The following is a 24386-nucleotide window of genomic DNA, read 5'->3' as shown; positions in this document are numbered from 1 at the left end:
TTTAAAAAACATTACTCAATCACTCAAAAATCATCACTTAAATATATTCTTTTGAATATTTTTCTGTATAGTTTTGAAATGAACAAATTTCATGCGGATAAGAATGAAAACAATAAAACAGATACTTAAACAAACAAAGAAAATAGCACTCAAAAAAAGGTTATAATAAATGATAGCAATCATGCAAAGTATTGACAATACCAATGCAATTGATGGAAATATTGGGTAAAATGGCACTTTATAAGGTCGTAATAAATGAGGTTCTTTATTACGAAGTATAAATAAGCTAATCATGCTAATCACATACATCACTATTGCACCAAGCACCGACATGATAATGATTTGGTCGGTTTTGCCTGAAAAAATCGCTAAAAAACCAACTAAGCCGCCTACAATTAAAGCCCAATGGGGTGTGTGGTAACGTTGATTAACTTTAGATAAAAAATTAGGTAAATAGCCAATGCGAGCCAAAGCATAAATCTGTCGAGAATAGCCAATCGTATTGCCATGAAAAGAAGCAATCAAGCCAAAAAGTCCTAAACTTGTAAAGATTTTTGACCAAGCATTGTTTTTACCTAATGCCATTGCTAAAGTTTCAGGAAGAGGGTGGTCGATTTCACTCAAAAGCCGCCAATCTCCAACGCCTCCACTCAAAACCATAATGCCGACCGAAAGTATAACAAGAGTCAAAATAGCTAAAATATAGCCTTTGGGAATAGTTTTGATTGGATTTTTGACTTCTTCAGCAACCATCGCCACACCCTCAATTGCCACAAAAAACCAAATAGCAAAAGGTATTCCTGCAAAAACACCATTGACAGTTAAGGTGGAATTAGCCATGAAATTTTGGGTTTTGAACGCTGGGAAAATTAAAGCCATGAATACTAAAAGTTCAATCACAGAAAGTGTGGTGACAAGCAATGAAAAATTAGCAGATTCCTTCATTCCAAACAAATTAATAGCAATGAAGATAAAATAAGAAACAATGGCAGTTGCTAAAACAGGAATGTCGGGATATAGAAAATTGGCATAGCTTCCTAGAGCCATGGCAATAGCAGGTGGAGCCAATACAAAATCAACCAAAGTAGCAAAACCAGCGATAAAACCACCCACAGGCCCCAATGCTCGAAAAGCATAAGCAAATGGCCCGCCTGCATCGGGAATTGATGTGGTGAGTTCGGTATATGAAAAAATAAAAGTGAGATATAAAACTGTTACAAGCAAAACCGAAATCAAAAAGCCACCAGTTCCTGCCACAGCCCAGCCATAATTCCAACCAAAATATTGTCCCGAAATAACCATTCCAACAGCAATCGCCCATAATTGGGAAGTGCCTAAGACTTTTTTTAAGGCTATTTTGCCATCATCAGGAGGTTCAATCATTGCTTGAATTATATTTTTTAGAGCTGTGAAATTAATAAAATTGTTAGGTTTTGCGTGTTTTTTTATAGATTTGTTTTTTGTAGAACAATCTTATCGGTTACGGTCGGCAGCTGCCGACCGATTTCTAAGTTGTTCCTAATGTAACTCATAAGTTTACTATTTGAAACAAGTTAAAAACTTGTTCTACTGAACAATGCTCAATCTACTTTATAATTTTTCTATACGTAGTTACTCATTCATTATCAGTCTTTTAGTTCCATTCAATGCCAAAGCACGGTTTTGGATAGATGGAAGAAAAGATATTTTTGAAAGACTAAAAACAGCCATTAACGGACAAAATTCATCAAATAAAATCGCTTGGTTTCATTGTGCGTCATTGGGTGAGTTTGAACAAGGGAGGCCAGTTATTGAGGCATTTCGAGCAAAATATGCTACATACAAAATCATTGTTACATTTTTTTCGCCTTCGGGTTTTGAAGTTAGAAAGAACTATACTGGAGCTGACTTTATCTTCTATTTGCCAGCTGATACACCTGAAAATGCCAGAAAATTCATAGAAATTGTTAAACCTTCGATTGCTTTTTTTGTGAAATATGAGTTTTGGCGAAATTATCTTGCCGAACTTCAAAAGTATCAAATTCCCGCCATTTCATTTTCGACGATTTTTCGCCCAAGTCAATTATTTTTTAAACCTTATGGTGGTTTTTATAGAAAAATTTTAAAGCAATTTGACCATATTTTGGTGCAAAACAAGGAGTCTTATAATTTATTACAAAGTATTGATATTCAACAAATTACATTGGCAGGAGATACTCGTTTCGACCGTGTAAAACAGATTGTAGATGCAAAAAAAGATATTCAGATAGCTAAAGATTTTAAGGCAAATCGACAAGTGTTTATGGTGGGTTCGGCATGGCAAACCGATATGGAAGTTTTGATTCCGTTTATGAATTCAGAAATTAAAGTTAGTAAAACTGTTTTTGTCATAGCCCCACACGAAATCCACAGAGAAGAAATAAATACTTGGCAAAAGCAAATTCAGTTGAAAAGTATTTGTTTTTCAGAAGTAAAACCAGAAACACAATTGACTGATTATCAAGTGCTTATCATTGATAATATAGGGATGCTTTCATCGCTTTATCAATATGCTGATTTTGCTTTTATTGGAGGTTCTTTTGGAAAAGGATTGCATAATACTTTAGAAGCGGCTACTTTCGGAATGCCGATTTTCTTTGGCAACAAAGCCTATCATAAGTTTCAAGAAGCAAACGATTTAATTCGTTTGAAGGGAGCATTTGCTATTGCATCAACTGAAGATATATCGTTTATATTCAATGACTTAATCGGAGATAGTGATAGGAGAAAGCAAGCAGCTAAAGCCTGTCGGGATTATGTTTTAGAGAATATCGGAGCAACAGAAAAGGTAATGCACGTAGTCGAATCAATTCTTAACAATTAAATAAACACCTGCTACAATCAGTAAACCACCTGCGATTCGCCAAGCACTAATTTGGTGAAGTTTAAAGCCCAAAAGACCGTAATGGTCAAGTAGCATAGCTGTCAGTAATTGTCCTGCTACGATTAAACAAATCATATTTGCCGAACCGATTTTTTGAACAGTCAGAATAACAGTTGTTACAAAAAACGCCCCTAAAACGCCACCCGTTAATTTCCACCATTCAACAGATTTTAGAGTGGCTATTGTTGGTACTGATTCTTTGAAAAAAGGGGTTATCAAAATCAAAGCTAATAAACCTGATGCAAATGAAATAATTGCTGCGTAAATGGGATTATTGATAGATTTTCGTAACTCGGCATTTACCCCAGACTGGGTACTGTTAGTAACACCACACAAAAAAGCAAGAATGTAGAAAACGATGTTCATGACAAATGAAAATTATGATGGATGATTTATTCACGCAGGAGAAGTGTACCACACCTAATTTTCTACAATAACAAGGTGTGGCACTCTTATTTGTGCTTAAAGTATTACTTTTTCAAGCATTTTGATATATAATTGTATCCCTTCTTCGATTTCGTTGAGATAAATATATTCGTCGGCAGTATGTGAGCGAGCAGAATCTCCTGGCCCCATTTTTAAAGACGGACAATCGAGCAAGGCCTGATCTGAAGTAGTTGGCGAACCATAAGTATTGCGGCCCATTGAAATTCCAGCTTGTACAATTGGATGTTCTTTTGGAATACTTGATGGTCGTAAACGAATCGAACGAGGCACAACCTCACTCTCAATATTTTTCTTCACTACCTCTGTGATTTCTTCTAAAGTGTATTGTTCGGTCACTCGAATATCAACTGTAAATTTACAAGTATCAGGTACAACGTTGTGTTGTGAACCAGCATTAATCATCGTTACGCTCATCTTGATTGGCCCAAGATTTTCGGAAACTTTCGGAAATTTATAATTTTGAAACCAAGCAATATCTTTCACCGCTTTGTAAAGAGCATTTTCGCCTTCATCACGGGCAGCATGTCCTGATTTCCCGTGAGCAATACAATCCAATACCAAAAGCCCTTTTTCCGCAACTGCTAAGTGCATTTGTGTTGGCTCACCCACAATAGCAAACTCAATTTCTGGCAACTCTGGTACTACCATTTCGAGTCCCTCACGGCCTGAAATTTCTTCTTCAGCTGTGGCAGCCATCACGACGTTGTATTTCAAATCATTGCGATAATAAAAGTAGCAGAAAGTAGCAATCAACGAAACCAAACAACCACCAGCATCATTGCTGCCAAGTCCAAAAAGTTTACCATCTTTTACTAATGGATTCAATGGATTGAGAGTCCAAGACGGATTAGGTTTGACAGTATCGTGATGAGAATTTAATAAAACTGTTGGTTTTGAGGCATCAAAATGCTTGTTTTTTGCCCAAATATTATTCTTTTTTCGGCGATATGGAATATTTCTTTCTCGAAAAAACTCTTCGATAAGACCGGCCGTTTCATCTTCTTGCTTGCTGAAAGATTCGGTTTGGATTAAATCTTTTAGAAGCTCGATGGCATCTTTCGTAAGTGTTGCAACTAAATCTGAATTTTGAATCATAAAGTTCAATGAGTGAGTGATTGAATGAGCGAATGAGTGAATGATTTTCACTTACATTGACTCAAATACTGCTATAATTTTATTTATTTTTAGTTTGACAGCCAACAGACTGCCTTTACAAAGTTAAGCAATTATTTGCGTTCCTCTTGTTCCTTCGGCAACGGCTTGTCTTAATTCATCAGCATGGCAAATAATTACTTTTGAAACCCCTCGTTGTATTGCAGCAAAGGCATTGTCTAATTTTGGAATCATGCCAGCGTTAATCGCACCTGATGCTTTGTACTCGGCATAAAGTGTAGGATTGAGTTGCGGAATGACGGAATCATTATCATCTGGGTCTGAAAGTACACCTTTTTTCTCGAAACAATAAATTAAATTTACATCATAATCGCCAGCCATTGCGACTGCGACTGATGAAGCTTGAGTATCGGCATTTGTATTGAGCATATTGCCTTCTTTGTCAAAAGTTAATGGAGCAAAAATTGGTGTAAGATTATTATTTAAGAAATTAGCTATTAATAAATTATCTACTTTTTCTACATCACCCACATAACCATAGTCAATATCTTTTACGGCACGTTTTTTTGCTAAAATCACGCCGCCGTCAGCACCAGTGAGCCCGATTGCATTACAGCCTAAAGCCTGTAATTGTGCAACAATTTGTTTATTGACGAGCCCACCATAAACCATTGTTACGACTTCTAACATAGGTAAATCTGTGATACGTCGACCATCAACCATTTTGGTTTCTACATCAAGTTTGACTGCAATTTTTGTTGCAATTTTTCCACCACCATGAATCAGAATTTTAGAGGCATTCAAAACCGAAAAATCTTCTAAAAATTGTTTGCATGAACGTGGATTGTCGATGACATTTCCACCAATTTTAATAATATTGAGTTTTTGCTTCATTTTGTTGAACAATGATCTGTTAATTCAAGCGATTATGCTTTGTTATAGTTAAGTCTTTTTACCTATATTTGTCGAGAATAATTGTTAATCTATTGCAAGTTGTTAATTTACATTCAACTTTATAAATACAAAATTACACATGAAAATCGAAACTCTTGCGGTTCATGCAGGAAATCATGGAGATCTTACTACTGGAGCAGTTGTGCCGCCCCTCATTCTTTCAACAACATTTGAGCGTGCCGAAGATGGAAGTTTAGTAGAAGGGAGAGATATTTACACCCGTGCATCAAACCCAAACCGAAGAGCTGTAGAAGAAAAATTAGCTGCTCTCGAAGGTGGTAGTGACGCCATTGCCTTTGCTTCTGGACAGGCTGCTACGATGAGTATTTTCCATACTTTAGGTGCAGGAAGTCATGTTATTTTACCCGATGATATTTATTATAATACCAAAGTAATTATAGATAATCTTTATGCAAATTTCGGCCTTAGTTGCACTGAAGTTGACATGACAGATTTGACTGCTATTAAGCGAGCTATCAAGAAAAATACAAAATTAATTTGGATTGAAACACCATCAAATCCAAGTTTAAAAGTAACAGATATTCAAGCAGTTGTCAAAATCGCCAAAGCAAAAAATATCATGGTTGCTTGTGATAATACTTGGGCAACGCCTTTTTTTACACGACCGTTTGATTTTGGTGTGGATGTTGTGATGCATTCTACAACCAAATATTTTGGTGGACATTCAGATATTTTAGGTGGGTGCGTTATTTTACCTCTCGATTCTCAAAGTGAACTTGGGACAAAAATTCGTACTTATCAAAGTGTGGGTGGAGCTGTCCCTTCTCCTTTTGATTGTTGGTTATTGAATCGTAGTTTGTCAACTTATGCTGTAAGGATGCCTGTTCATGGATATAATGCTATGAAATTGGCAACCTTTTTAGAAAAACAAGCTCAAATCGAAAAGGTAAATTATCCTGGATTAAAATCTAACAAATATTACAAAATTGCTAAAAAGCAGATGCGAGATGTAAACGGCATTGCTGGTTTTGGAGGCATGATGTCGATTTTGGTAAAAGGTGGAGAAAATGAAGCATTGGTCTTAGCTTCCAAACTCAATATATTTAAGCATGCGACAAGCTTGGGAGGGGTTGAAAGTTTAATTGAACATCGTTATTCTGTAGAAGGACCGCATTCTAAAAGTCCTGAAAACTTGCTTCGTATTTCGGTCGGAATCGAAAATGTCGCTGACCTGATTGCTGATTTTGAGCAAGCCCTTAAATAGTGTTTGAATAGTTCTTTTGAATAGATTTTAGTGTAATTAATCTATCAAATAATCCTGAAATTTTGTAAATCTTTATAATCGTGCTATAAATACCTCATTTTGGGTTAAATAAATATCAAACATATTCGTTTACTTCGCAGTTTATTCATCAAACCTGTAAAGTCTGAAAAGACGGGGTTGCAGGTTTTTAAAAACCAAACATTTTGATAATGAAAAGAATCCTTTTTTCGATTTTAATTTCCTTACTTTTTCTTCAAACAAATGCCCAAGAATTAAAAACCAAAATCAATTGGTTCAACCTTGACTATGAAAAAGATGGTGTTCGTGGTATGAGCGTTGAACGTGCCTATAATGAGCTTTTGAAAGATAAAAAATCAACGCCTGTGGTAGTTGCGGTGATTGATGGTGGCACAGATATTAACCATGAAGATTTGAAAGACCGTATTTGGACAAACACGAAGGAAATTGCTGGAAATGGCAAAGATGATGATAAAAACGGATTCATTGATGATATTAATGGTTGGGATTTTATTGGTGGAAAAGATGGTACTGATGTAAATCATGAGCAATTGGAATTAACTCGTATTTTGAAGCAATTAAAAGATAAATTTGGAGATAAACCGTCTAAAAAATTGATTCGTAAAAACAAAGCTGAGTACGAACAATTGCAAGCTTTACAGAAAGAATTTGATGAAAAAAGAGCAGAAAGCGAACAATACGCACCTTTTTACAAGCAACTTTATACCAATTATCTTGAATCAGAAAGGGTTTTGAAGGAGTATTTGAAAACAGAAACTTTGACAAAAGATGCTGTTTCAGGAATTGATGAAAGCCAAGCCGACCGCAAAGTTAGAGCTGCTAAGAAAACGATTGAAAAATTTAATGAATTAGGTGCAACGGGAGCAGACATTAAAGAAGCTGCCGAGCATTATGAGAGCGAATTAAAATACAACTTTAATCTTGATTTTGATGCTCGTACGGTCGTGGGCGACAAACCTAATAAGCTCGAATATGGCGAATATGGAAATAATGAAGTAACAGGCCCAGAAGCCATGCACGGCACACACGTAGCGGGAATTATTGGTGCAAATCGCAACAATAATTTAGGTATAATGGGGGTTTGTAATGATGTAAAAATTATGGTTGTTCGTACGGTGCCAGATGGCGATGAGCGTGACAAAGATGTGGCTAATGCCATTCGTTATGCAGCTGATAACGGTGCTTCGATTATCAATATGAGCTTTGGTAAAAAATATGGTACTCATAAAAAATGGGTAGATGATGCCGTAAAATATGCCATCTCGAAAGGAGTTTTATTGGTAGCTGCGGCAGGAAATGATAATTTGGATACAGATGTGGAAGGACAAGTGCCAAACGACCAATATGAAGATGGCGGAATTGCAGAAAACTGGATTTCAGTAGGTGCATTATCTTGGAAGGCTGGTGCAGATGCTGTAGCAACATTTAGTAATTATGGCAAGAAAAACGTTGATGTTTTTGCTCCGGGCGTTGATATTTATTCGACTGTTCCTGGCTCGAAATATGAAGAAAAAAGTGGCACAAGTATGGCGTCACCTGCAACTGCAGGGGTTGCAGCTTTGTTGAAATCGTATTTTCCGAGCTTGACTGCTGCTCAAATTAAAAAGATTATTTTAGAATCTACTACAAAAGCACCAGATTTGAGAGTGAAAAAACCAGGAACGGACGAAATAGTAAAATTTGAAGATTTGTCAGCGACTGGCGGTATCGTAAATGCTTACAATGCTGTCAAAATGGCGATGGAAATGAAGTAAATTTTAAAGAATACAACCATGAATTGGTGAATAGCCATGTATAAAAATTCGTGGAAAAATATAAGTTAGATTACGACTCTAAAAGAGTTACATAATTATCAATTATAGTCGAAAATAAAAAAGCTCTTCTGCATAGTGTAGAAGAGCTTTTTTGTAAACTTACAAAACTATTGGACCATTTTCGCTGGTCAAAAATCGACTATTAGCAAAAGTACCTTGCTCAATAACATTGAGCTGGTGCAAGCAAATAAGCAAATCAATTCTTCGAGAAAATAAGTTATTTACTTCACTGCTTTCAAGCTCAAATCAAGGCTTTTTGCTGAGTGTGTCAAATAACCCATTGAAACATAATCAACGCCACAATCGGCATATTCACGCACATTTTTAGGGGAAATATTGCCAGAGGCTTCCAAAGGAAAACGCCCATCAACAATTTTAATGGCTTCTCTGATATTCTCAAAACTAAAATTGTCAAGCATGATTCTGACAACGCCGCCAATTTCAAGAGCTTCTCTTAGTTCTGTCAGATTTCTAACTTCGATTTCGATAGGTAAGTTTTTGTTATTTATTTTTAGATATTCATGAGCGGCATTCAAAGCATTTTTAATACCTCCTGCATAATCCACATGGTTATCTTTTATCAAAATCATATCAAACAAGCCAAAACGATGGTTGACTCCACCACCAATTTGAACGCCCCATTTTTCAATCATTCTAAAACATGGCGTTGTTTTACGTGTATCCAAAACCATTGTTTTTGTGCCTTCGAGTAGTTTTACAACCTGATTGGTGGTAGTGGCAATTCCACTCATGCGTTGCATACAATTAAGCACCAAACGCTCGGCTGTTAGAATTGAACGGTCACGGCCTTCTACATAAAAAGCAATATCACCATATTTTATAGGTTTTCCATCTTTAATCAAAACTTGTACTTTAAGGTCTTTATCAACGATTTTGAAAATCATTTTTGCTAATTCTACGCCTGCCAAAATTCCCTCGTCTTTTACCAAAAGTTTGGCTTTGCCAATGGCATCAGCAGGAACTGTCGAAAGTGAAGTGTGGTCGCCATCGCCTACATCTTCGGCAAGGGCATTTTTTATAAACTTCGTGATTGCTCTTTTGTCTAATTTCATTTGTCTAATTTCTTTCAAATTGTTTGATGTTGTTGCAACTTGTTACAGTTTTTATAGATGGTTTTAGTTGAATTCAATAACAATTTTTAACAATCTGTAACAAAAATATAACTTACCTACTTTCTCCAATGATTCTTAAACCTTCCAAAGTGAGCTCTCTATTCACTTCTACAAACTCTCCATTGAGTGTTGAAATGATAGACGAAAGTCCACCCGTGGCAATGGCAATGCAGTCACCACCGAGTTCAGCACGGATTTTATGAATCATATTTTTTACTAAGCCTTCATAACCCCACAAAATACCCGATTGAATGGCATGAACAGAGTTTTTTCCTAAAACTGAATTAGGCAGAACCAAAGGAACTTCGGGTAACTGAGCCGTATTTGAAAACAAGGCTTTTACAGCAGTTCGCAAGCCTGGGGCGATAGAAACGCCTAAAACTTTACCTTCTTCCGAAATAACAGTGAATGTTAAGGCCGTTCCAAAATCAACTACAACACAATTTCTCTTGTATTTCGTATAAGCAGCAACGGCATTTGCTACTAAATCACTACCAATTTCATCTGGGTTATCAATGGATATTTTGATAGAAGGGAAAATATGGGCATTCACCACAATCGCATCTAAACCAAATAGATTACTCACCAATGATTTAAAGATTGGAGTCAATGGTGGTACCACACTACTCAAAACTACCTTGTTAATGTCAGAAAATCGGAGACTATTTTCTAAGAAATATTGTCGAAAACGATATTCAAAATAAACATAGTTCTCGTCTTTCAAAGACTTGATTCTGAAATTATGTAATAACTGTTCGCCATCGAAAAGTCCGAAAACGGCATCTGTATTGCCTACATCTATGACTAATAAGAGTGCTGAATTCTGAGTTTTGAACGGTTCGCCATGCGATTCTGAGTTTTGCATCAATGTCGATTTTTTACTTTTCAAAATTTGTCAATTCTCCTTTATGTTTCAAGTTTTTTTTAAAAAATAACTTTTCGTCGTAAAAAAACAAAGCCATTTTCTTCTTTGATAACTTCCAAATTTGGATGATTTCGGTATTCGTCTATGCGGTCAATTTTTGTTACAAAAAACACTGGCTTATCTACCTTTCCATTAAGGAGCCAGTTTTCATAATCTCTTTCTTTTTGAGCAGAAACGCCATTTGGTGGTTTTTGAAAATAGAATAAATGAGCATAACTTTTAAAGCCTAATACTTGTATATATACATCTTGCCCACGCTTTGATTCATAAAAATCAATGGCAGCACCTTGTGTGTATCTTTCGATTTTTGGAACTACGATTGCTCCAAAGAAAAATAAGCACAAAGCAGTTGAAATTGATAAGGTGCTGATAAACAGCCATTTGTGTTTTTTTGTTTCTGAACGTAACTCCGACTCTGATCCGTCGTTCTCGTGACGGATTAGGAGATCCGTCTTACGAAGTTTAACTGCAAATTTGAAAATTATGTAAACAAGTACAATAAAGTAAATAATACCAATTAGCATTTCAGCTCCATGCCATTCTACGGGTGCTTCGAGGTTTTTGGCAGCAAATTTGTCTTTTATAAGCGGAATAATTTTCTCGGCATTCATACCTATATAAGGAACAGCAGCAAGCAAGAATGACAAAACAAAACCGATAGTAATTAGACCTGTAGTAAGCCATTTATTCCATAATACCTTATCATTGAGCCAATCATACAAAAATTTTGTAGCCAAAAATGACACTGGAAAATAAGCCATCGACGAGTAATGCACAATTTTGGTTGTTACGATGCTAAATAGAATCATTACTACCCAAAAAGTTGTTTTCATTAAAGCTAAAAAAGTGACTATCAAAGGGCTTTTATCGTCTAAGTTTTTGTGAGAATAGGTAAAAGCTCTGATCGCAAAAATAGAAATAGGAAAACAGCCAATTAAGACCACCACAAAATGATAATAAAAAGGTTGTCCATGCCCTGCATCGGGTGTACTAAATAAGCGAATTTGGTAAGTGATAAATTCTTCAAAAAACCATAAGCCATTATTAACGAGCTCATTAGCAAACCAAATGGATGTGATGAGTAAACAAGAAATACCAAAAATTAAAATTTGTTTCAAATTTAAAAAAGGTTTAAATTTGAGGTACACTACCCAATAAAAAGATACAGTCAAGCCCCAAATTAGTCCACCAACGGGGCCTTTTGTAAGAATAGATAACCCGATAAAAACACCTGATAATAAAGTATATATTAATTTATGGCGAGATTCAAATTTTGCCATAAAAATAAAGTAAATTCCAAGGAAAATGCAGAGATTAAAGGTTGGGTCAATAATACCTGATTTGAAGTAAAGATGTGGGGTAAAAGCACCTAAATATGCTAAAGCCCAAATGAGTCCAAAATCGGTATCTTTGAGTTTTTTTCCGATAAAAAATAATACCAATAAAGTAATTAGCCCTATACAAGCGTTGGGAAACCGTGCAGCAAATTCATTGACACCAAAAATGTGCATTGCTCCAGCCTGCATCCAAAAGAAAAGTGGAGGTTTTTCCCAAAAAGGTTTAAAATCAATCTGAACCCGACTATAATTGCCCGTTAAAAGCATTTCCCTTGCTGACTCGGCAAAATTTATCTCATCCCAGTCAAATAAATGAACATTTCCAAGAAATGGAAAGTAAAATAAAATGCCTAAAAAGGTAATAATAAATATCTTAGTGTATGTTTTGTTATCTGAATACATGTGGTAAAATGAAGGTAATAACGTTTTCCAAATTGTTTCTAAAAAGAGTTAAAAAACCAATAAAATAGTCCGTTTACCGAAAAATAAGAGGTGAATATATGAAATAGGGTTTATTTGTATCACATTTATAAATTAGTTTGTCGATTGATGGAGCTTATTATACTATAAATAGTTGATAATAAGTTATTTAATCAAATTAGAATGCGTGCTTTAAAATTTTAAATTACTGTAAGAATTAGTTAAGTTTTGGTATTAATTTACTTTATATCAGAAAAATTATATCGTAATTTGTGTCGTATGTTAATTTAATAAGAAATAGGTGTCAAAAGAAATTGAAAATATTCTCAGAAAACTCTATGAAACAATAGAAAAATTCTATCCTGAAGCCGTAAAGATAGACTATAAAAAGTATCTTGAAAAATCTGGACTCATTAACTTATTGAATAATCAAGAAGGTAGTTTAACTTTTTTGGTAGATATAAAAAACTTAAAGGTTATTTACATCAGTGAAAATGTGCTAAAATGTGGCAATCAGGAAATTGAAGATGATAATCTTTTGCCGGAATTTATAAGTTTTCTTGCCCCTGAACACCTAACATTTTTAAGTGTTTTTGTGATATGGTCATTGAATACGCTAAAAATAGTACCGGCACAATATAAAACAAAACACCATATTAATGTTTGGGGATTAAAGCTCTTGGATAAAAATCATCAGAAGGCAAGATGGTATATGAATATTGTTCCTTTAGAATTTAATATCGAACAAAACCCAACATTGGTAGCCCTTTCGATTCAAGAAATTACACATCTTATCAAAGGCGATGATTATATGATACGAGCCAGCTTTGGAGAAAAAAACGAGCATGTGTTTGTTTATCATTCAAATGAAGAAAAAACAGTTGAACACGATATTATTTCGGAAAGAGAGGGGGAGGTGCTTCGCTATGTGTCGCAGGGTTTTGATACCAAACAAATTTCCCAATTGATGAATATTAGCCCAAACACCGTTGATAATCACCGACGGAATATGCTTGCCCGTACGGGTACACGTGATACAACCGCACTTATACAGCTTTGTAAAATGCTTGGTTTGCATAATTTTGGCTTATAGTCTATTGTTTTAGTAGAGATTTGGCATTCTTGTTAAGGTAGCTACATGAAAGAGAAGAGTATTAAAAAGTTTGATTTTTTAATAAAATTTTACACAAAGATGAGTAGTTAAGTGTTTGATTATAAGTAATTTACAGGTGTATATATTAGCATTAGTCACTCTGACTATTGTTACATCCATAAATTTTCGAGAAATCGCATACTAAACTAAAAAACTCACTTTTTTAGTCACAGCAAAAGTTGTTTTGGGTTCATCGGGGGACATTTTATGCCCCCTTTGCCTTTTCTACTCGCTTTCAGATCTATATCATCAAAAAAATCCTAATCTATTCATTAAACCTATGAAAAGAGTGGAAATTTTTCTGTCTTTTTTTTAATTATTAGCTTAAAAATTTCATCTCAAATAACTTTCCTAAATGATATTGCAGCTTTTGGGCAACATCTTGAATATCAAGTAACTGATGAAGCTCAGTAGCCATTGAAGTAACGGCCTTATCGTCGATACCACAAGGTACAATATTCTGAAAATAGTCTAAATCAGTATTTACATTCAAAGCAAAACCGTGCATCGTAACCCAACGGCTCGACTTTACACCCATCGCACATATTTTTCTTGGGTTTTTCTGTTCAATGTGGTCGAGCCAAACGCCTGTAAGTCCATCAATTCTACCTGCTGCGATACTATATTCTGCGAGAGTCTGGATGATTGCTTCTTCCAAAAAACGCATATAGCGATGAATGTCAGTAAAAAAATTTTCTAAATCCAAAATCGGATAACCTACCAATTGTCCTGGCCCATGATAAGTAATATCGCCACCACGATTGATTTTATAGAATTTTGCTTCTTTTTCCTGCAAACCATCTTCGTTGAGCAATAAATTATCAATTTTACCACTTTTGCCAAGCGTATAAACGTGTGGATGCTGGCAAAATAGTAAATAATTGGGTGTGATAATTTGGTTCTCAGGCGTAAGGTTTCGGTTTTGAATTTTTATATCAACTATTTCAGAAAAGAGTTTTTCCTGCGTGTCCCAGCCTTTTTGATAATCAATTAGACCTAAATCAATAAACTGTACTGTTTTATTAAGATTATTATTCATCAGTTTCGTAACTTTGTAGCATGAATGCGAATGCAAATGTAATTATTCGTGAAGGTACAATAGCCGAATGTATTGAAATTTCTAAAAATATACCTGAATTTTCAAACAACCTCTATGACGAAAGTACATACCATCAACGTTTATTTAACACGCAGCACTTGATTTTAGTTGCTATAAAACAGCAAGAGTTGGTAGGTTTCAAGATTGCTTATGACCGTTATAGAGATGGTAGTTTGTATAGTTGGTTGGGAGGCGTTTTGCCAAGACATAGACAAGATCGCATTGCATCAAAATTAGCAATTGAGCAAGAAAAATGGGCATTAAAGATAGGTTTCCAATCAATTGTGTTGAAAACCCGTAATCGTTTTAGGAATATGCTAATTTTTGCTTTAAAAAACGGTTTTTTGATAGAAAATATTGAAATAAAAGAGAATATTGATGATAATCGGATCATTCTCCGAAAAAACTTAATAATTGATAAATAGAAAAATAAAAGATGATTTACCCAATCGTTGCCTACGGAGACCCAGTTTTGAGAAAAGAAGCCCGTGATATTGTACAAGGAGAAATAGATGTGAAAAAATTAGCTGCCGATATGTTTGAAACCATGTACTCGGCATCTGGTGTGGGTTTGGCTGCACCTCAAATCGGACTAAACATCAGAATGTTTGTTGTTGATGGTACGCCAATCAATGAAGCCGCTGAAACGGAAGAGGATATAGATCCATCATTAATTGATTTCAAAAAAGTATTCATCAATGCCGAAATTTTAGAAGAAGATGGCGATGAATGGGCTTATGAAGAAGGTTGTTTGAGTATTCCAGGTATTCGTGCAGAGGTATATCGCCCTGAATTTATCAAAATCAAATATTTTGATACCGACTGGGTAGAGCATATCGAAGATTATGAAAGCCTTGCTGCACGCATCATTCAGCATGAATATGACCATGTAGATGGTATTTTATTTACCGACCATCTTACGTCTTTGAAAAAACAGATGTTGAAGAAGAAATTAGCTAATATTACAAAAGGTGATGTAGATGTTGAATATCGCATGAAGTTTCCGAAGTGAGTTTATTAGGCACAAAGGTACAGAGTTGCAAAGGCACAAAGTGTTTATAACTCAAAGTTTTAGTAATTTTTAGTAATAAAATATTCAAAAATGTCCCTCTCTCTCTCAAACCTAAAAATAACCCTGATTCAAACCAATCTTCATTGGGAAGAACCAACTGCTAATTTGGCAATGTTGGAGGAGAAAATTTTTGGCATTTCGGAAGCTACAGACCTGATTATTCTGCCTGAAATGTTCAACTCGGGTTTTACGATGAATGCGTCTAAAGTTGCTGAGCCAATGAACCTCACCACCACTCGTTGGATGAAACAGATGGCGGCACAGACTGGAGCAGTGGTTACTGGCAGTTTTATAGTAAAAGAGGGCGAGAATTATTATAATCGGCTACTTTGGGTTGAGCCAAAGGGCGAAATTGATTTTTATGACAAACGCCATTTATTTAGAATGGCGAAAGAAAATGATGTTTTTTCGGAAGGAAAAAAAAGATTAATAAAAACAATCAAAGGGTGGAAAGTCTGTCCGCTTATTTGTTATGATTTACGTTTTCCTGTTTGGAGCAGAAACGTGCATTTAGACTACGATTTACTTATTTATGTAGCCAACTGGCCTAAAGTACGTATGTATCCGTGGGACTCGCTTTTGGTGGCTCGAGCCATCGAAAATCAAAGTTATGTTGTAGGAGTAAATCGTGTAGGTGAAGATGGCAATGGTTTTCCACATTCTGGCAACTCGGCCATTATTGATTTCACAGGAAAAGTGCTTGATCGAGCAATTGATAATGAAACGATTTTGAGTTATACGCTTGAAAAAACACCACTTGACGAATTCCGTCAAAAATTCCCAGCTTATTTAGATGCCGATGGGTTTGTTCTGATATAATTCACTTCAGCTTTTACATTTGCTAAGATTTTCTCTGTGCGTTCGGGACGAGCATCAGTTATAAAAACTTGTCCAAATGTTTGATTATCAATACTTTCTATCAATTTTTGAATTCTTCTATCATCTAATTTATCAAAAATATCATCTAACAAAAGTATGGGTTTCATCTCTCTTAACTCTTGTAGCATTTCAAATTGACCTAATCGAAGAGCCATTACAAAAGATTTTTGTTGGCCTTGTGAACCAAATTTTTTGACAGGATAACGGTCAATTTCAAATACATAATCATCTTTATGAATACCTTTGGTGGTGCGTTGAGCTTTCACATCAACATTTCTATTCAACCTAAATTCCTGCGGAAATTCACCACTGGCTACTTCTGATTCATAAATTATATCTACATCTTCTCGTCCTTCGCTCAAAATAGAATAATGAATTTTGAAAATAGGCAAGAATTTTTCGATGAAAGTTTTTCTTTGTTCAAAAAGCCGAATACCTAATTTTACCAAAGGATCAGAGTAGGTATCGAGCAAATCTTGGTCTAAGAAGTTACGTTCAAAAAATATTTTCAAAAGGCTATTTCTCTGCTCCAAAATACGGTTATATTGTTGATAATCAGAAAGATAAGTGGCATCCATTTGCGAAAGTACACCATCAAAAAATCTTCTTCTATCTTCGCTACCTTCTTTAATTAAATCGGTGTCATCAGGAGCAATCAATACCACTGGAAATTGTCCGATGTGGTCGGAAATACGTTCATAAGGTTTTTTGTCGTGCATCAAAACTTTCTTTTGACCACGCTGTATTGAGCAGGTAATTTGATGTTTTTTCTTATTTTTTTTGAAAATTCCATCAATCATCATCACATCAGCTTCGTGGTTGATGCTGAGGGCATCTTGGCTATGGATGGCACTTTTGCTTAAAGCTAAAAAATAGACGGCATCGAGTAAATTGGTTTTTCCACTACCATTTTCGCCTACAATACAATTGACTTGCTTGGAAAAAGTAAAGTTGGCTTCTTCGTAATTTTTGAAATTTGAAAGATAAATTTTTTCTAAAAACATTTGGGCGAAAATGGCTTGTTTTCATTACAATTTCTTGCAGGTTGCTTTGAAGAGTAAATAGCGACTTCAATAGCAGCAGCTTGTAACATTTAAAACTTTTTGCAACAAAATGCAACAACAAATCTAAGCATTTTTCCCGAAAATTCACTTTATTTGTAGCTTACTTTAACCTAAAACCTGATTATGAGCAAAAACCTACTTCTTTATTTTATTGCCGCCGTTGCTGCTACTGGTGGTTTACTTTTTGGCTTCGATACTGGTGTGATAAATGTGGCTTTACCATCATTGAGAGAACGCTTTCATCCAAGTCCCGAAATGGAAGGCTTTATTGTGAGTGCTGTACTATTTGGTGGTATGGTTGGACCATTCATTAGCGGCCCATTGACTGATTTGTTAGGTCGAAAAAAAATTAACATTGTTGCCTCATTGGTTTTTGTAATTGGTTCAATTATCGCTGCTATGGCACCATCAACCACATTTTTGATTATTGGTCGCTTGTTTTTAGGCTTAGCAATTGGTATCGTAGCATCAACCGTGCCTTTGTACCTTGCTGAAATAGCTCCAACTAATCAAAGAGGACGATTAGTAACATTTTTTCAGTTTGCTATCACGCTCGGAATCCTACTTTCTTATGTAGTTGGTTATTTCTTTGCTGATCAAGCAGATGGTTGGAGAAGTATGTTCTGGGCTGGATTTATTCCTGCTGTAGTTTTGTTGATTGGTATGTTTTTCGTTCCTGAAAGTCCACGTTGGTTAATTGGGAAAGGCCGTGAAGCTGAAGCTTTGGAAGTGTTGAATCGTTTGCGTACTCCAGAACAAGCTCTACTCGAAGTGGCTCAAACCAAACAGATAATTGAAGATGAAAAACACAATAAAGGTGATTGGCGAATGCTGTTTAGCAAACGCTTACGTATTCCCTTGTTTATTGGAATAGGAATTTTCTTTATTCAGCAGTTTTCGGGAATTAACGCAATTATTTATTTCTCGACCGATATTTTTAAAAATGTATTTCCTGAGGGCGGAACAGCAGCTTTGGCAACGGTTGGGGTTGGAGTTATCAATGCACTTTCTACTTTTTTAGCAATTATGATTTTGGATAAGTTTGGTAGAAAACAAATCCTCTACACTGGACTTCTTGGCACGGCTGTTTGCTTGGCAACGGTTGGTTTGGCTTTTTATTTAAAAGATTCACTTAGTCCAGAATTACAAAAAATTATGCTTGTTGGCGGTGTGTATGTTTATATTATTTTCTTTGCTATTAGTCTTGGTCCATTGGGTTGGTTATTGATTTCTGAGATTTATCCTTTAAAAATCAGGGGTTTTGCTTCAAGCATGGGTAGTTTCAATCATTGGGTTTTTGATGCGGGGGTAGCTTATTCTTTCCCAGTTTTGGCAGCAACTTCCCTCGGTACAAATGGTGGTATTTTTGGTATTTATATGGTAGTTGTTTTACTCGGTTTACTCTTTGCCAAATATATTGTTTTTGAAACAAAAGGCTTGAGTTTAGAAGAAATTGAGAAGAAGTATAATTGAGAAAATTGATTGGAATAGATATTTAATGTATCGTATATTTGTACGGTACATTAAATATCAAAATCAAATCATTGATAATCATGAACTTACAATATGTTTCAGATGAACAAGGCAGACATACTGCGGTGATTATTCCGATTGAAGAATGGAATGAAATGAAAGCAAAACATCAAGATTTACAATCATGGGAAAAGCCTAAAGTAAAACCATCTGACTTTTTTGGTACACTAAGCAAAGAAGATGGTGAAAAAATGCAGAAATATGTAACTCAAAGTCGCAACGAATGGGAAAGAGCTATTTAATTGATACTAATGTCATTGTTGATGCCCAAATGGGAAATTTATCTGAAAAAGGATTGCAACTTCTTAGGGATATTATTAATGAAAATTTTACTATTTCATTTATTACGTACATTGAAGTTTTAGGTTATAAAGAAGTTTCGCAAACCACTGAAGATTTTATAAATTTGGCAAATGTCATAGAAATAAACAAACCAATTATTGATGCTTGTATAAGTCTACGTAAGCAAAAAAATATAAAACTTCCAGACGCTATCATTGCCGCAACAGCATTGGTTCATGGACTCACTATCATATCTCGTAATACCAAAGATTTTCAAAATATTAAGAGCTTGAATTGTGTAAATCCTCATGATTTATAAAGATTCAAATACTTCTGAAAAGCCATCGACACCAAAGCCGTAGTATAAGCATCAGAAGTAAAATAAAGCAAATTCCTAACCACCGTTCCTCCCGAAAAATACACACCGCCATTCCACCAAACTTGCTTGTTTTCTTCTCCTTTTTGAGTGTAGAGAAAATATATCGACTTATCTATCAATGATTTGGGAATATCTACACCTGATTCTTTCAAATATAGCATTGCCAAAGTTGCGTAAGCAGTTGATTGCAAAATATCTCGTTTATTTACAATCTTCTTGCTTTCATAGCTTCCATCTTGATTTTGGGTTTTGACCAAATGCTTTAGTAAAAATTGAGATGTTGGCAACAAACCTGTATCACCAGCAGCCAAAGCCCGTGCAGCAGCAAAATGTAAATGATAACGATTAGGATAATAAATTCCCATACGATTCCAACGTCCACGTTTGGTGTGTTTTTCAATTAAACGATTGGCTGCCTCACTTCCTGTACTTGCTTGTCGAAGATTGTTTTTACTTAAGTAAGTTAAGACATTGGCGTTGACAACAACATCCAAGTCATTTGTTCCCCATGGAATATAAGCTTTATAAGGATGCGGATAAGCAATACTAATAGGCAAGAAAAAAATCAAATTATGTAAAGCATTTTTATAAAAATGCCAGTTTTCAAACTCGGCTTCTTGCCCAAACCAAGTCATATAAGCTCCTGAATTTTTGAAACCATGAAAAAGATAATTATACCAATGTCTATTTTTTCGGTTTTTGTCAAGAAAGCTGTCAAATGTTGTAGGATTTGCCATTTTTAGCGAATCATTTTTGCCAAAAATCTTTTGATTGTACCATATTGCTAAATTTCCTAAAGCTGTATCATCGGCATCATTAGCTACGTTGGCGGCATTATTAATGAAACGCCCTTTTAATCTAAAATTGGTTGGACGATGCACGAGCTGTTTGGTTTCTTTTCCCCATTTCAAATCTTGATTAGGTGGTAATTTCTTCCAAAAATTAAATTGTGTACCTGTCGAATAACTCAAAACTTCTGGAAAAACTTTTCGGAGCATGGGCAAAATTTGCTTTTGTGAAGTATCAGCTAAATATATTTCTGCCAAAATATTATGGATGCCCGCCATCGTGAAGCAATTTGAATCTCGGTATTTGTTGCGACCACCTAAGTATAAAAAAGCCTCTTTCATTTCCATAAAAGCTTCCCATTCGCCTGCATATTGTTTCCCAGCTATGGTTTCTGTACACTGTTTTTCTGATAAATATGTCAAACTTCCAAAAATAGCCTTTTTTATTGAATCAGATGGAATTACCTGAGCCAAACTAATTTTTGGAAGAGAAAACAGAAACATTAACGCTGGCAGCATTTTGAATCTTACCAGCGTTGATAAATGTAAAGGAAACCAAATTTTCATAAAAAAAATAGCCTCAACTAAGAGGCTAAAATATTTTTAATTTTACTAAACTATTGATATGTAACACTTTATGGCAAAATATTTACTCATTCTATTCATCGCACATTCACTCATTAAGCAATCACCATATTGTGATAAACCATTTGCACATCGTCATCATCTTCGAGTTTTTCGATGAGTTTTTCTACATCGGCAGCCTCTTCTTCGGTCAATGTTTTAGTGTCTGTTGGCACTCGCTCAAAATCAGAGTTGAGAATTTCAATACCTTTTTCTTCCAAATGCTTTTGTAAAGTTCCGAATGCAGTAAATTCTCCGTAAATATTAATTTGGTTTGTTTCTTCATCTAAGAAAACTTCTTCTGCACCAAAATCAATGAGTTCAAATTCTAATTCTTCAATATCAGTTTTGCCATCATTGGCAATTTTGAAAACTGATTTTCTATCGAAAATAAAATCCAACATTCCCGAAGTACCCAAACTTCCGCCACATTTGGTAAAACAACTACGAATATTTGCTACCGAGCGATTGGTATTATCAGTAGTACACTCAACCAAGACCGCAATGCCGTGTTGTGCATAGCCTTCATAAACCATCTCTTTATAGTCTTCTTGGTCTTTTGACGATGCACGTTTAATTGCATTATCAACGGTTGCTTTTGGCATATTTGCCGCTTTTGCATTTTGTATCAATGCACGCAAACGTGAGTTACTGTTGGGGTCGGTTCCGCCCGATTTTACTGCCATGGCAATATCCTTGCCGATTCTTGTAAAAGTTTTTGCCATTTGCCCCCAACGCTTCATCTTGCGGGCTTTTCTAAATTCAAACGCTCTTCCCATTATAATTGCCGAATATTGTATTTTTTAATTTCTTGGTGCGAAATTATAAAATATTACTCAAAAAAGCACAAAATCGTTAGATAATAGAAAGTAAAGGAGAAGAAAAATCCATTATTTTATCGGTTTTACACCTTTGCTTCTCTGCTCCTTTGTTACTTTGCTAATTTTACTTCGTCCGATAAGGCAAATGCTTGGCAACTTGCTCAATCAATTGACTTGAAAGATGGTGCGGTGTGTCCATGGGGTTGCTTGGCCGTTGAGTAAGATTAGTTGACCATAGCATTTCCCCACTGACAGCATCAAATAATTTTACGTTGGTTTCGACACCGTCATTATTCCGATTGAAGGGCATCATCTGAGGCGAACGCATATTCATTTGAGTAATTCTGATAGCCAAATCACCAAAGATTACAGCATCTACACCCAAAAGTTTGGCAAGATCGGCCTTATTTTGCCGTGCAATGTCTTCTAATTTGATGCCATTTTCAGATAAAACCTTGTTGGTTTTGGTGAAATCTTGAAAAGCAATTTCATAACGACCTTTTTGTACTTGACGAGCAGCATACGCAAATAATTCTTTTTGTGCGTCTAAACTTGCTTCACGTTCTTGCTTACTAAAAAATTGTGGTCTTTTAGCACCGTTTTGAACGTTAAGTGGATTTTCAAACTGTACATCAAATGGCAAAATAGCGATTCGTTGGTGCGTATTTCGTACACGAGCAAAGTTTTCAGAAAGAAAATCGTTTGATGAGGCACAAGCAGAAAGTATTACAGTAAGCAAAGCTACTGCAATAAGACTTTTATTTATTTGAATGGTTTTCATTTTATTTATTGTTTTGTCAAGTATTTAACGAAATTTGAGTTTGTATTTTGTATGTTAATGAAAAATTTAATCTAAACGTTGTATGAGGGGTGGTTATTTGAAATTGGTTATTGTTTGATTAGTTTGTATAATTTGTTTATAATCAGCTGGTTATGTATTAGAAAACATCAAGAAATAATCAAATCATACAAATCAAACTACCTAATTTTAATGTTTTATATGGCTTTTTTTCATTCACTCATTCAAAACTCACTCATTCACTCATTGATTTAAGCATGAAGCATTTTTCTATCGGTATCATTTGGAGAATTGGTATTTTATGTCTGTTTTTATCTGGAATTATTTATTTTTTCATGAAAAAAGAATGGACTGGTGTAGTGTTGGCGAGTGTATTTGTGGGAATCATGTTTTTCTCCATTTTTACCTACGTAACTTCTGTCAACAGAAAATTAGCTCGTTTTTTTGAGTCGGTTCGTTATGCCGATTTTACGGTAAAGTTTCGAGCCGATAATAAATTAGGCAAGAGCTTTGAAGAAGTAAACCAACAATTAAATGGCGTTTTAGATGCTTTTCGTCAAGCTCGTGCCGAAAAAGAAGCCAACTTACACTATATCAATACCATTGTTCAGCACGTCAACGTTGGACTTTTATCATTTGATGCTTCGGGGAATATTGAATTAATAAACAATGCCGCTTTTCGTACTTTAGGTATCTATCGCCTAAGAAATATATCGGAATTGAACAAAAGTAGCCATATTGGTTTATATGAAATCTTGAAAGACTTACCTTCGGGAAGTAAAACGCTTTACGAAGCATCCAACGAGCAGCAAATCACCATCAATTCGACCACTGTAAGTCTTCGTGGACGCATGATAAAGTTGGTTTCGTTGCAAAATATTCAATCAGAATTACAACAAAAAGAATTAGATGCTTGGCAGAATTTGACAAAAGTATTACGTCACGAAATCATGAACTCAGTAACGCCGATTGTGTCTTTGGCCAGTACAATGCGAGAAATCATTGAGGCTGATTTGTCAGAAAAACAAGAAATTAAAGAAACTGTTGACGATTTAAAAGAAGCCCTTTATACAATCGAAAATCGTAGCAAAGGCATCATGAATTTTGTAAATGCTTATAGAGAATTCACAACCATTCCGAAACCTATTTTTGAGGAAACAACTTCAAAGAAGCTGGTTAATCATTTACTCAATCTTGTTCAACCACAACTGAAAGAAAAACAAATTGCTCTAAAAACAGACTTTAAACATGATTTTGAACTCGTAGCCGACCCCGAACATATTGAAATGGTATTAATAAATTTAATGAAAAATGCCATTGAATCTGTGGAAAATAAGCTGAATCCAGAAATAAAAATAAAAACATATCAATCTGATAATCAGCGATTTATAGAAGTTTCTGACAATGGAAGTGGCATTGAGCCAGAAGCTTTAGAAAAGATTTTTATTCCATTCTATACGACAAAAAAAACAGGTTCGGGCATCGGTTTAAGTTTATCACGACAAATCATGCAAATGCACGGCGGAAACTTAAAAGTTACTTCGAAAGTAGGGGAGGGTAGTACGTTTTTGGTGATATTTTGAA

At 35.2% G+C, this 24386-nt stretch carries 23 protein-coding genes; 11 read left to right on the top strand and 12 right to left on the bottom strand.

Annotated features, from left to right (window positions below; translation table 11 throughout):
* Positions 1-33: 33 nt before the first annotated feature.
* Positions 34-1383 (bottom strand): ethanolamine permease, encoded by a 1350-nt coding sequence (gene eat / locus ACQUQZ_RS22065; RefSeq protein ID WP_435357261.1) that lies wholly within the window; start codon positions 1381-1383, stop codon positions 34-36.
* Between the two features lie 193 nt (positions 1384-1576).
* Between eat and ACQUQZ_RS22060 the strand changes: the two genes are divergently transcribed.
* On the top strand, positions 1577-2842 hold the full coding sequence (locus tag ACQUQZ_RS22060; RefSeq protein WP_435357260.1) for a 3-deoxy-D-manno-octulosonic acid transferase: 1266 nt from the start codon (positions 1577-1579) through the stop codon (positions 2840-2842).
* On the opposite strand, the gene ACQUQZ_RS22055 is transcribed toward ACQUQZ_RS22060, so the two are convergent.
* The 3 genes from ACQUQZ_RS22055 to argB form a co-directional block, all read right to left on the bottom strand.
* Positions 2825-3268, bottom strand: coding sequence for a DMT family transporter (locus ACQUQZ_RS22055; protein ID WP_435357259.1), 444 nt, complete (start codon positions 3266-3268; stop codon positions 2825-2827). The two genes, ACQUQZ_RS22060 and ACQUQZ_RS22055, sit on opposite strands and share 18 nt — an antisense overlap.
* A gap of 96 nt (positions 3269-3364) precedes the next feature.
* The gene (locus ACQUQZ_RS22050) at positions 3365-4444 is read right to left on the bottom strand and encodes a M20 family metallo-hydrolase (RefSeq protein ID WP_435357258.1); all 1080 of its coding nucleotides are present in this window, start codon (positions 4442-4444) and stop codon (positions 3365-3367) included.
* 123 nt (positions 4445-4567) lie between these two features.
* On the bottom strand, positions 4568-5356 hold the full coding sequence (argB, locus tag ACQUQZ_RS22045; protein ID WP_435357257.1) for an acetylglutamate kinase: 789 nt from the start codon (positions 5354-5356) through the stop codon (positions 4568-4570).
* Positions 5357-5495: 139 nt separating this feature from the next.
* Here argB and ACQUQZ_RS22040 point away from each other — a divergent pair, with 139 nt between their 5' ends.
* Both ACQUQZ_RS22040 and ACQUQZ_RS22035 read left to right on the top strand, forming a co-directional pair.
* Positions 5496-6641 (top strand): trans-sulfuration enzyme family protein, encoded by a 1146-nt coding sequence (locus tag ACQUQZ_RS22040; RefSeq protein ID WP_435357256.1) that lies wholly within the window; start codon positions 5496-5498, stop codon positions 6639-6641.
* A gap of 209 nt (positions 6642-6850) precedes the next feature.
* Positions 6851-8434, top strand: coding sequence for a S8 family serine peptidase (locus tag ACQUQZ_RS22035; RefSeq protein ID WP_435357255.1), 1584 nt, complete (start codon positions 6851-6853; stop codon positions 8432-8434).
* Positions 8435-8715: 281 nt separating this feature from the next.
* On the opposite strand, the gene nadC is transcribed toward ACQUQZ_RS22035, so the two are convergent.
* The 3 genes from nadC to ACQUQZ_RS22020 all read right to left on the bottom strand — a co-directional run bounded on the left by nadC (position 8716) and on the right by ACQUQZ_RS22020 (position 12291).
* The gene (gene nadC, locus ACQUQZ_RS22030) at positions 8716-9567 is read right to left on the bottom strand and encodes a carboxylating nicotinate-nucleotide diphosphorylase (protein WP_435357254.1); all 852 of its coding nucleotides are present in this window, start codon (positions 9565-9567) and stop codon (positions 8716-8718) included.
* Positions 9568-9679: 112 nt separating this feature from the next.
* On the bottom strand, positions 9680-10492 hold the full coding sequence (locus ACQUQZ_RS22025) for a type III pantothenate kinase (protein ID WP_435357253.1): 813 nt from the start codon (positions 10490-10492) through the stop codon (positions 9680-9682).
* A gap of 59 nt (positions 10493-10551) precedes the next feature.
* A complete protein-coding gene (locus ACQUQZ_RS22020) occupies positions 10552-12291 on the bottom strand; it encodes an ArnT family glycosyltransferase (RefSeq protein ID WP_435357252.1) in 1740 nt (579 codons plus the stop codon).
* Positions 12292-12610: 319 nt separating this feature from the next.
* Between ACQUQZ_RS22020 and ACQUQZ_RS22015 the strand changes: the two genes are divergently transcribed.
* The gene (locus tag ACQUQZ_RS22015) at positions 12611-13402 is read left to right on the top strand and encodes a response regulator transcription factor (RefSeq protein ID WP_435357251.1); all 792 of its coding nucleotides are present in this window, start codon (positions 12611-12613) and stop codon (positions 13400-13402) included.
* A 379-nt stretch (positions 13403-13781) separates the two neighbouring features.
* On the opposite strand, the gene lipB is transcribed toward ACQUQZ_RS22015, so the two are convergent.
* The gene (gene lipB / locus ACQUQZ_RS22010) at positions 13782-14501 is read right to left on the bottom strand and encodes a lipoyl(octanoyl) transferase LipB (RefSeq protein ID WP_435357250.1); all 720 of its coding nucleotides are present in this window, start codon (positions 14499-14501) and stop codon (positions 13782-13784) included.
* A 20-nt stretch (positions 14502-14521) separates the two neighbouring features.
* Between lipB and ACQUQZ_RS22005 the strand changes: the two genes are divergently transcribed.
* The 3 genes from ACQUQZ_RS22005 to ACQUQZ_RS21995 all read left to right on the top strand — a co-directional run bounded on the left by ACQUQZ_RS22005 (position 14522) and on the right by ACQUQZ_RS21995 (position 16452).
* Positions 14522-14986, top strand: coding sequence for a GNAT family N-acetyltransferase (locus ACQUQZ_RS22005; RefSeq protein WP_435357249.1), 465 nt, complete (start codon positions 14522-14524; stop codon positions 14984-14986).
* 11 nt (positions 14987-14997) lie between these two features.
* Positions 14998-15573: a peptide deformylase gene (gene def / locus ACQUQZ_RS22000; RefSeq protein WP_435357248.1), complete on the top strand. Its 576-nt coding sequence runs from the start codon at positions 14998-15000 to the stop codon at positions 15571-15573.
* A gap of 90 nt (positions 15574-15663) precedes the next feature.
* Positions 15664-16452, top strand: a complete 789-nt coding sequence (locus ACQUQZ_RS21995; RefSeq protein WP_435357247.1) for an amidohydrolase — start codon at positions 15664-15666, stop codon at positions 16450-16452.
* Here the strand turns inward: ACQUQZ_RS21995 and recF are convergent.
* The gene (gene recF, locus ACQUQZ_RS21990) at positions 16419-17516 is read right to left on the bottom strand and encodes a DNA replication/repair protein RecF (protein WP_435357246.1); all 1098 of its coding nucleotides are present in this window, start codon (positions 17514-17516) and stop codon (positions 16419-16421) included. The two genes, ACQUQZ_RS21995 and recF, sit on opposite strands and share 34 nt — an antisense overlap.
* Before the next feature lie 183 nt (positions 17517-17699).
* Between recF and ACQUQZ_RS21985 the strand changes: the two genes are divergently transcribed.
* The 3 genes from ACQUQZ_RS21985 (at position 17700) to ACQUQZ_RS21975 (ending at position 19710) form a co-directional block, all read left to right on the top strand.
* On the top strand, positions 17700-19049 hold the full coding sequence (locus tag ACQUQZ_RS21985) for a sugar porter family MFS transporter (protein ID WP_435357245.1): 1350 nt from the start codon (positions 17700-17702) through the stop codon (positions 19047-19049).
* A gap of 80 nt (positions 19050-19129) precedes the next feature.
* Positions 19130-19351: a hypothetical protein gene (locus ACQUQZ_RS21980; protein WP_435357244.1), complete on the top strand. Its 222-nt coding sequence runs from the start codon at positions 19130-19132 to the stop codon at positions 19349-19351.
* Positions 19333-19710 (top strand): type II toxin-antitoxin system VapC family toxin, encoded by a 378-nt coding sequence (locus ACQUQZ_RS21975; RefSeq protein WP_435357243.1) that lies wholly within the window; start codon positions 19333-19335, stop codon positions 19708-19710. The genes ACQUQZ_RS21980 and ACQUQZ_RS21975 overlap by 19 nt, the downstream gene beginning before the upstream one ends.
* Here ACQUQZ_RS21975 and ACQUQZ_RS21970 read toward each other — a convergent pair.
* The 3 genes from ACQUQZ_RS21970 to ACQUQZ_RS21960 all read right to left on the bottom strand — a co-directional run bounded on the left by ACQUQZ_RS21970 (position 19698) and on the right by ACQUQZ_RS21960 (position 22784).
* Complete coding sequence (locus tag ACQUQZ_RS21970; RefSeq protein WP_435357242.1) at positions 19698-21062, bottom strand: hypothetical protein; 1365 nt, start codon at positions 21060-21062, stop codon at positions 19698-19700. The genes ACQUQZ_RS21975 and ACQUQZ_RS21970 overlap by 13 nt on opposite strands.
* Before the next feature lie 176 nt (positions 21063-21238).
* Positions 21239-21961: a YebC/PmpR family DNA-binding transcriptional regulator gene (locus ACQUQZ_RS21965; RefSeq protein WP_435357241.1), complete on the bottom strand. Its 723-nt coding sequence runs from the start codon at positions 21959-21961 to the stop codon at positions 21239-21241.
* Between the two features lie 166 nt (positions 21962-22127).
* Entirely contained in the window at positions 22128-22784 is a 657-nt protein-coding gene (locus ACQUQZ_RS21960) for a hypothetical protein (protein ID WP_435357240.1), read from the bottom strand.
* A 275-nt stretch (positions 22785-23059) separates the two neighbouring features.
* Here ACQUQZ_RS21960 and ACQUQZ_RS21955 point away from each other — a divergent pair, with 275 nt between their 5' ends.
* Positions 23060-24385: a sensor histidine kinase gene (locus tag ACQUQZ_RS21955; RefSeq protein WP_435357239.1), complete on the top strand. Its 1326-nt coding sequence runs from the start codon at positions 23060-23062 to the stop codon at positions 24383-24385.
* Position 24386: the final 1 nt, after the last annotated feature.

Source organism: Emticicia sp. SJ17W-69 (assembly GCF_051209875.1).
In the GTDB taxonomy this organism is placed as follows: Bacteria; Bacteroidota; Bacteroidia; order Cytophagales; family Spirosomataceae; genus Emticicia.
The sequence above is the reverse complement of the archived record's forward strand: the minus strand, read 5'-3'. Positions and strand labels throughout refer to the sequence as shown.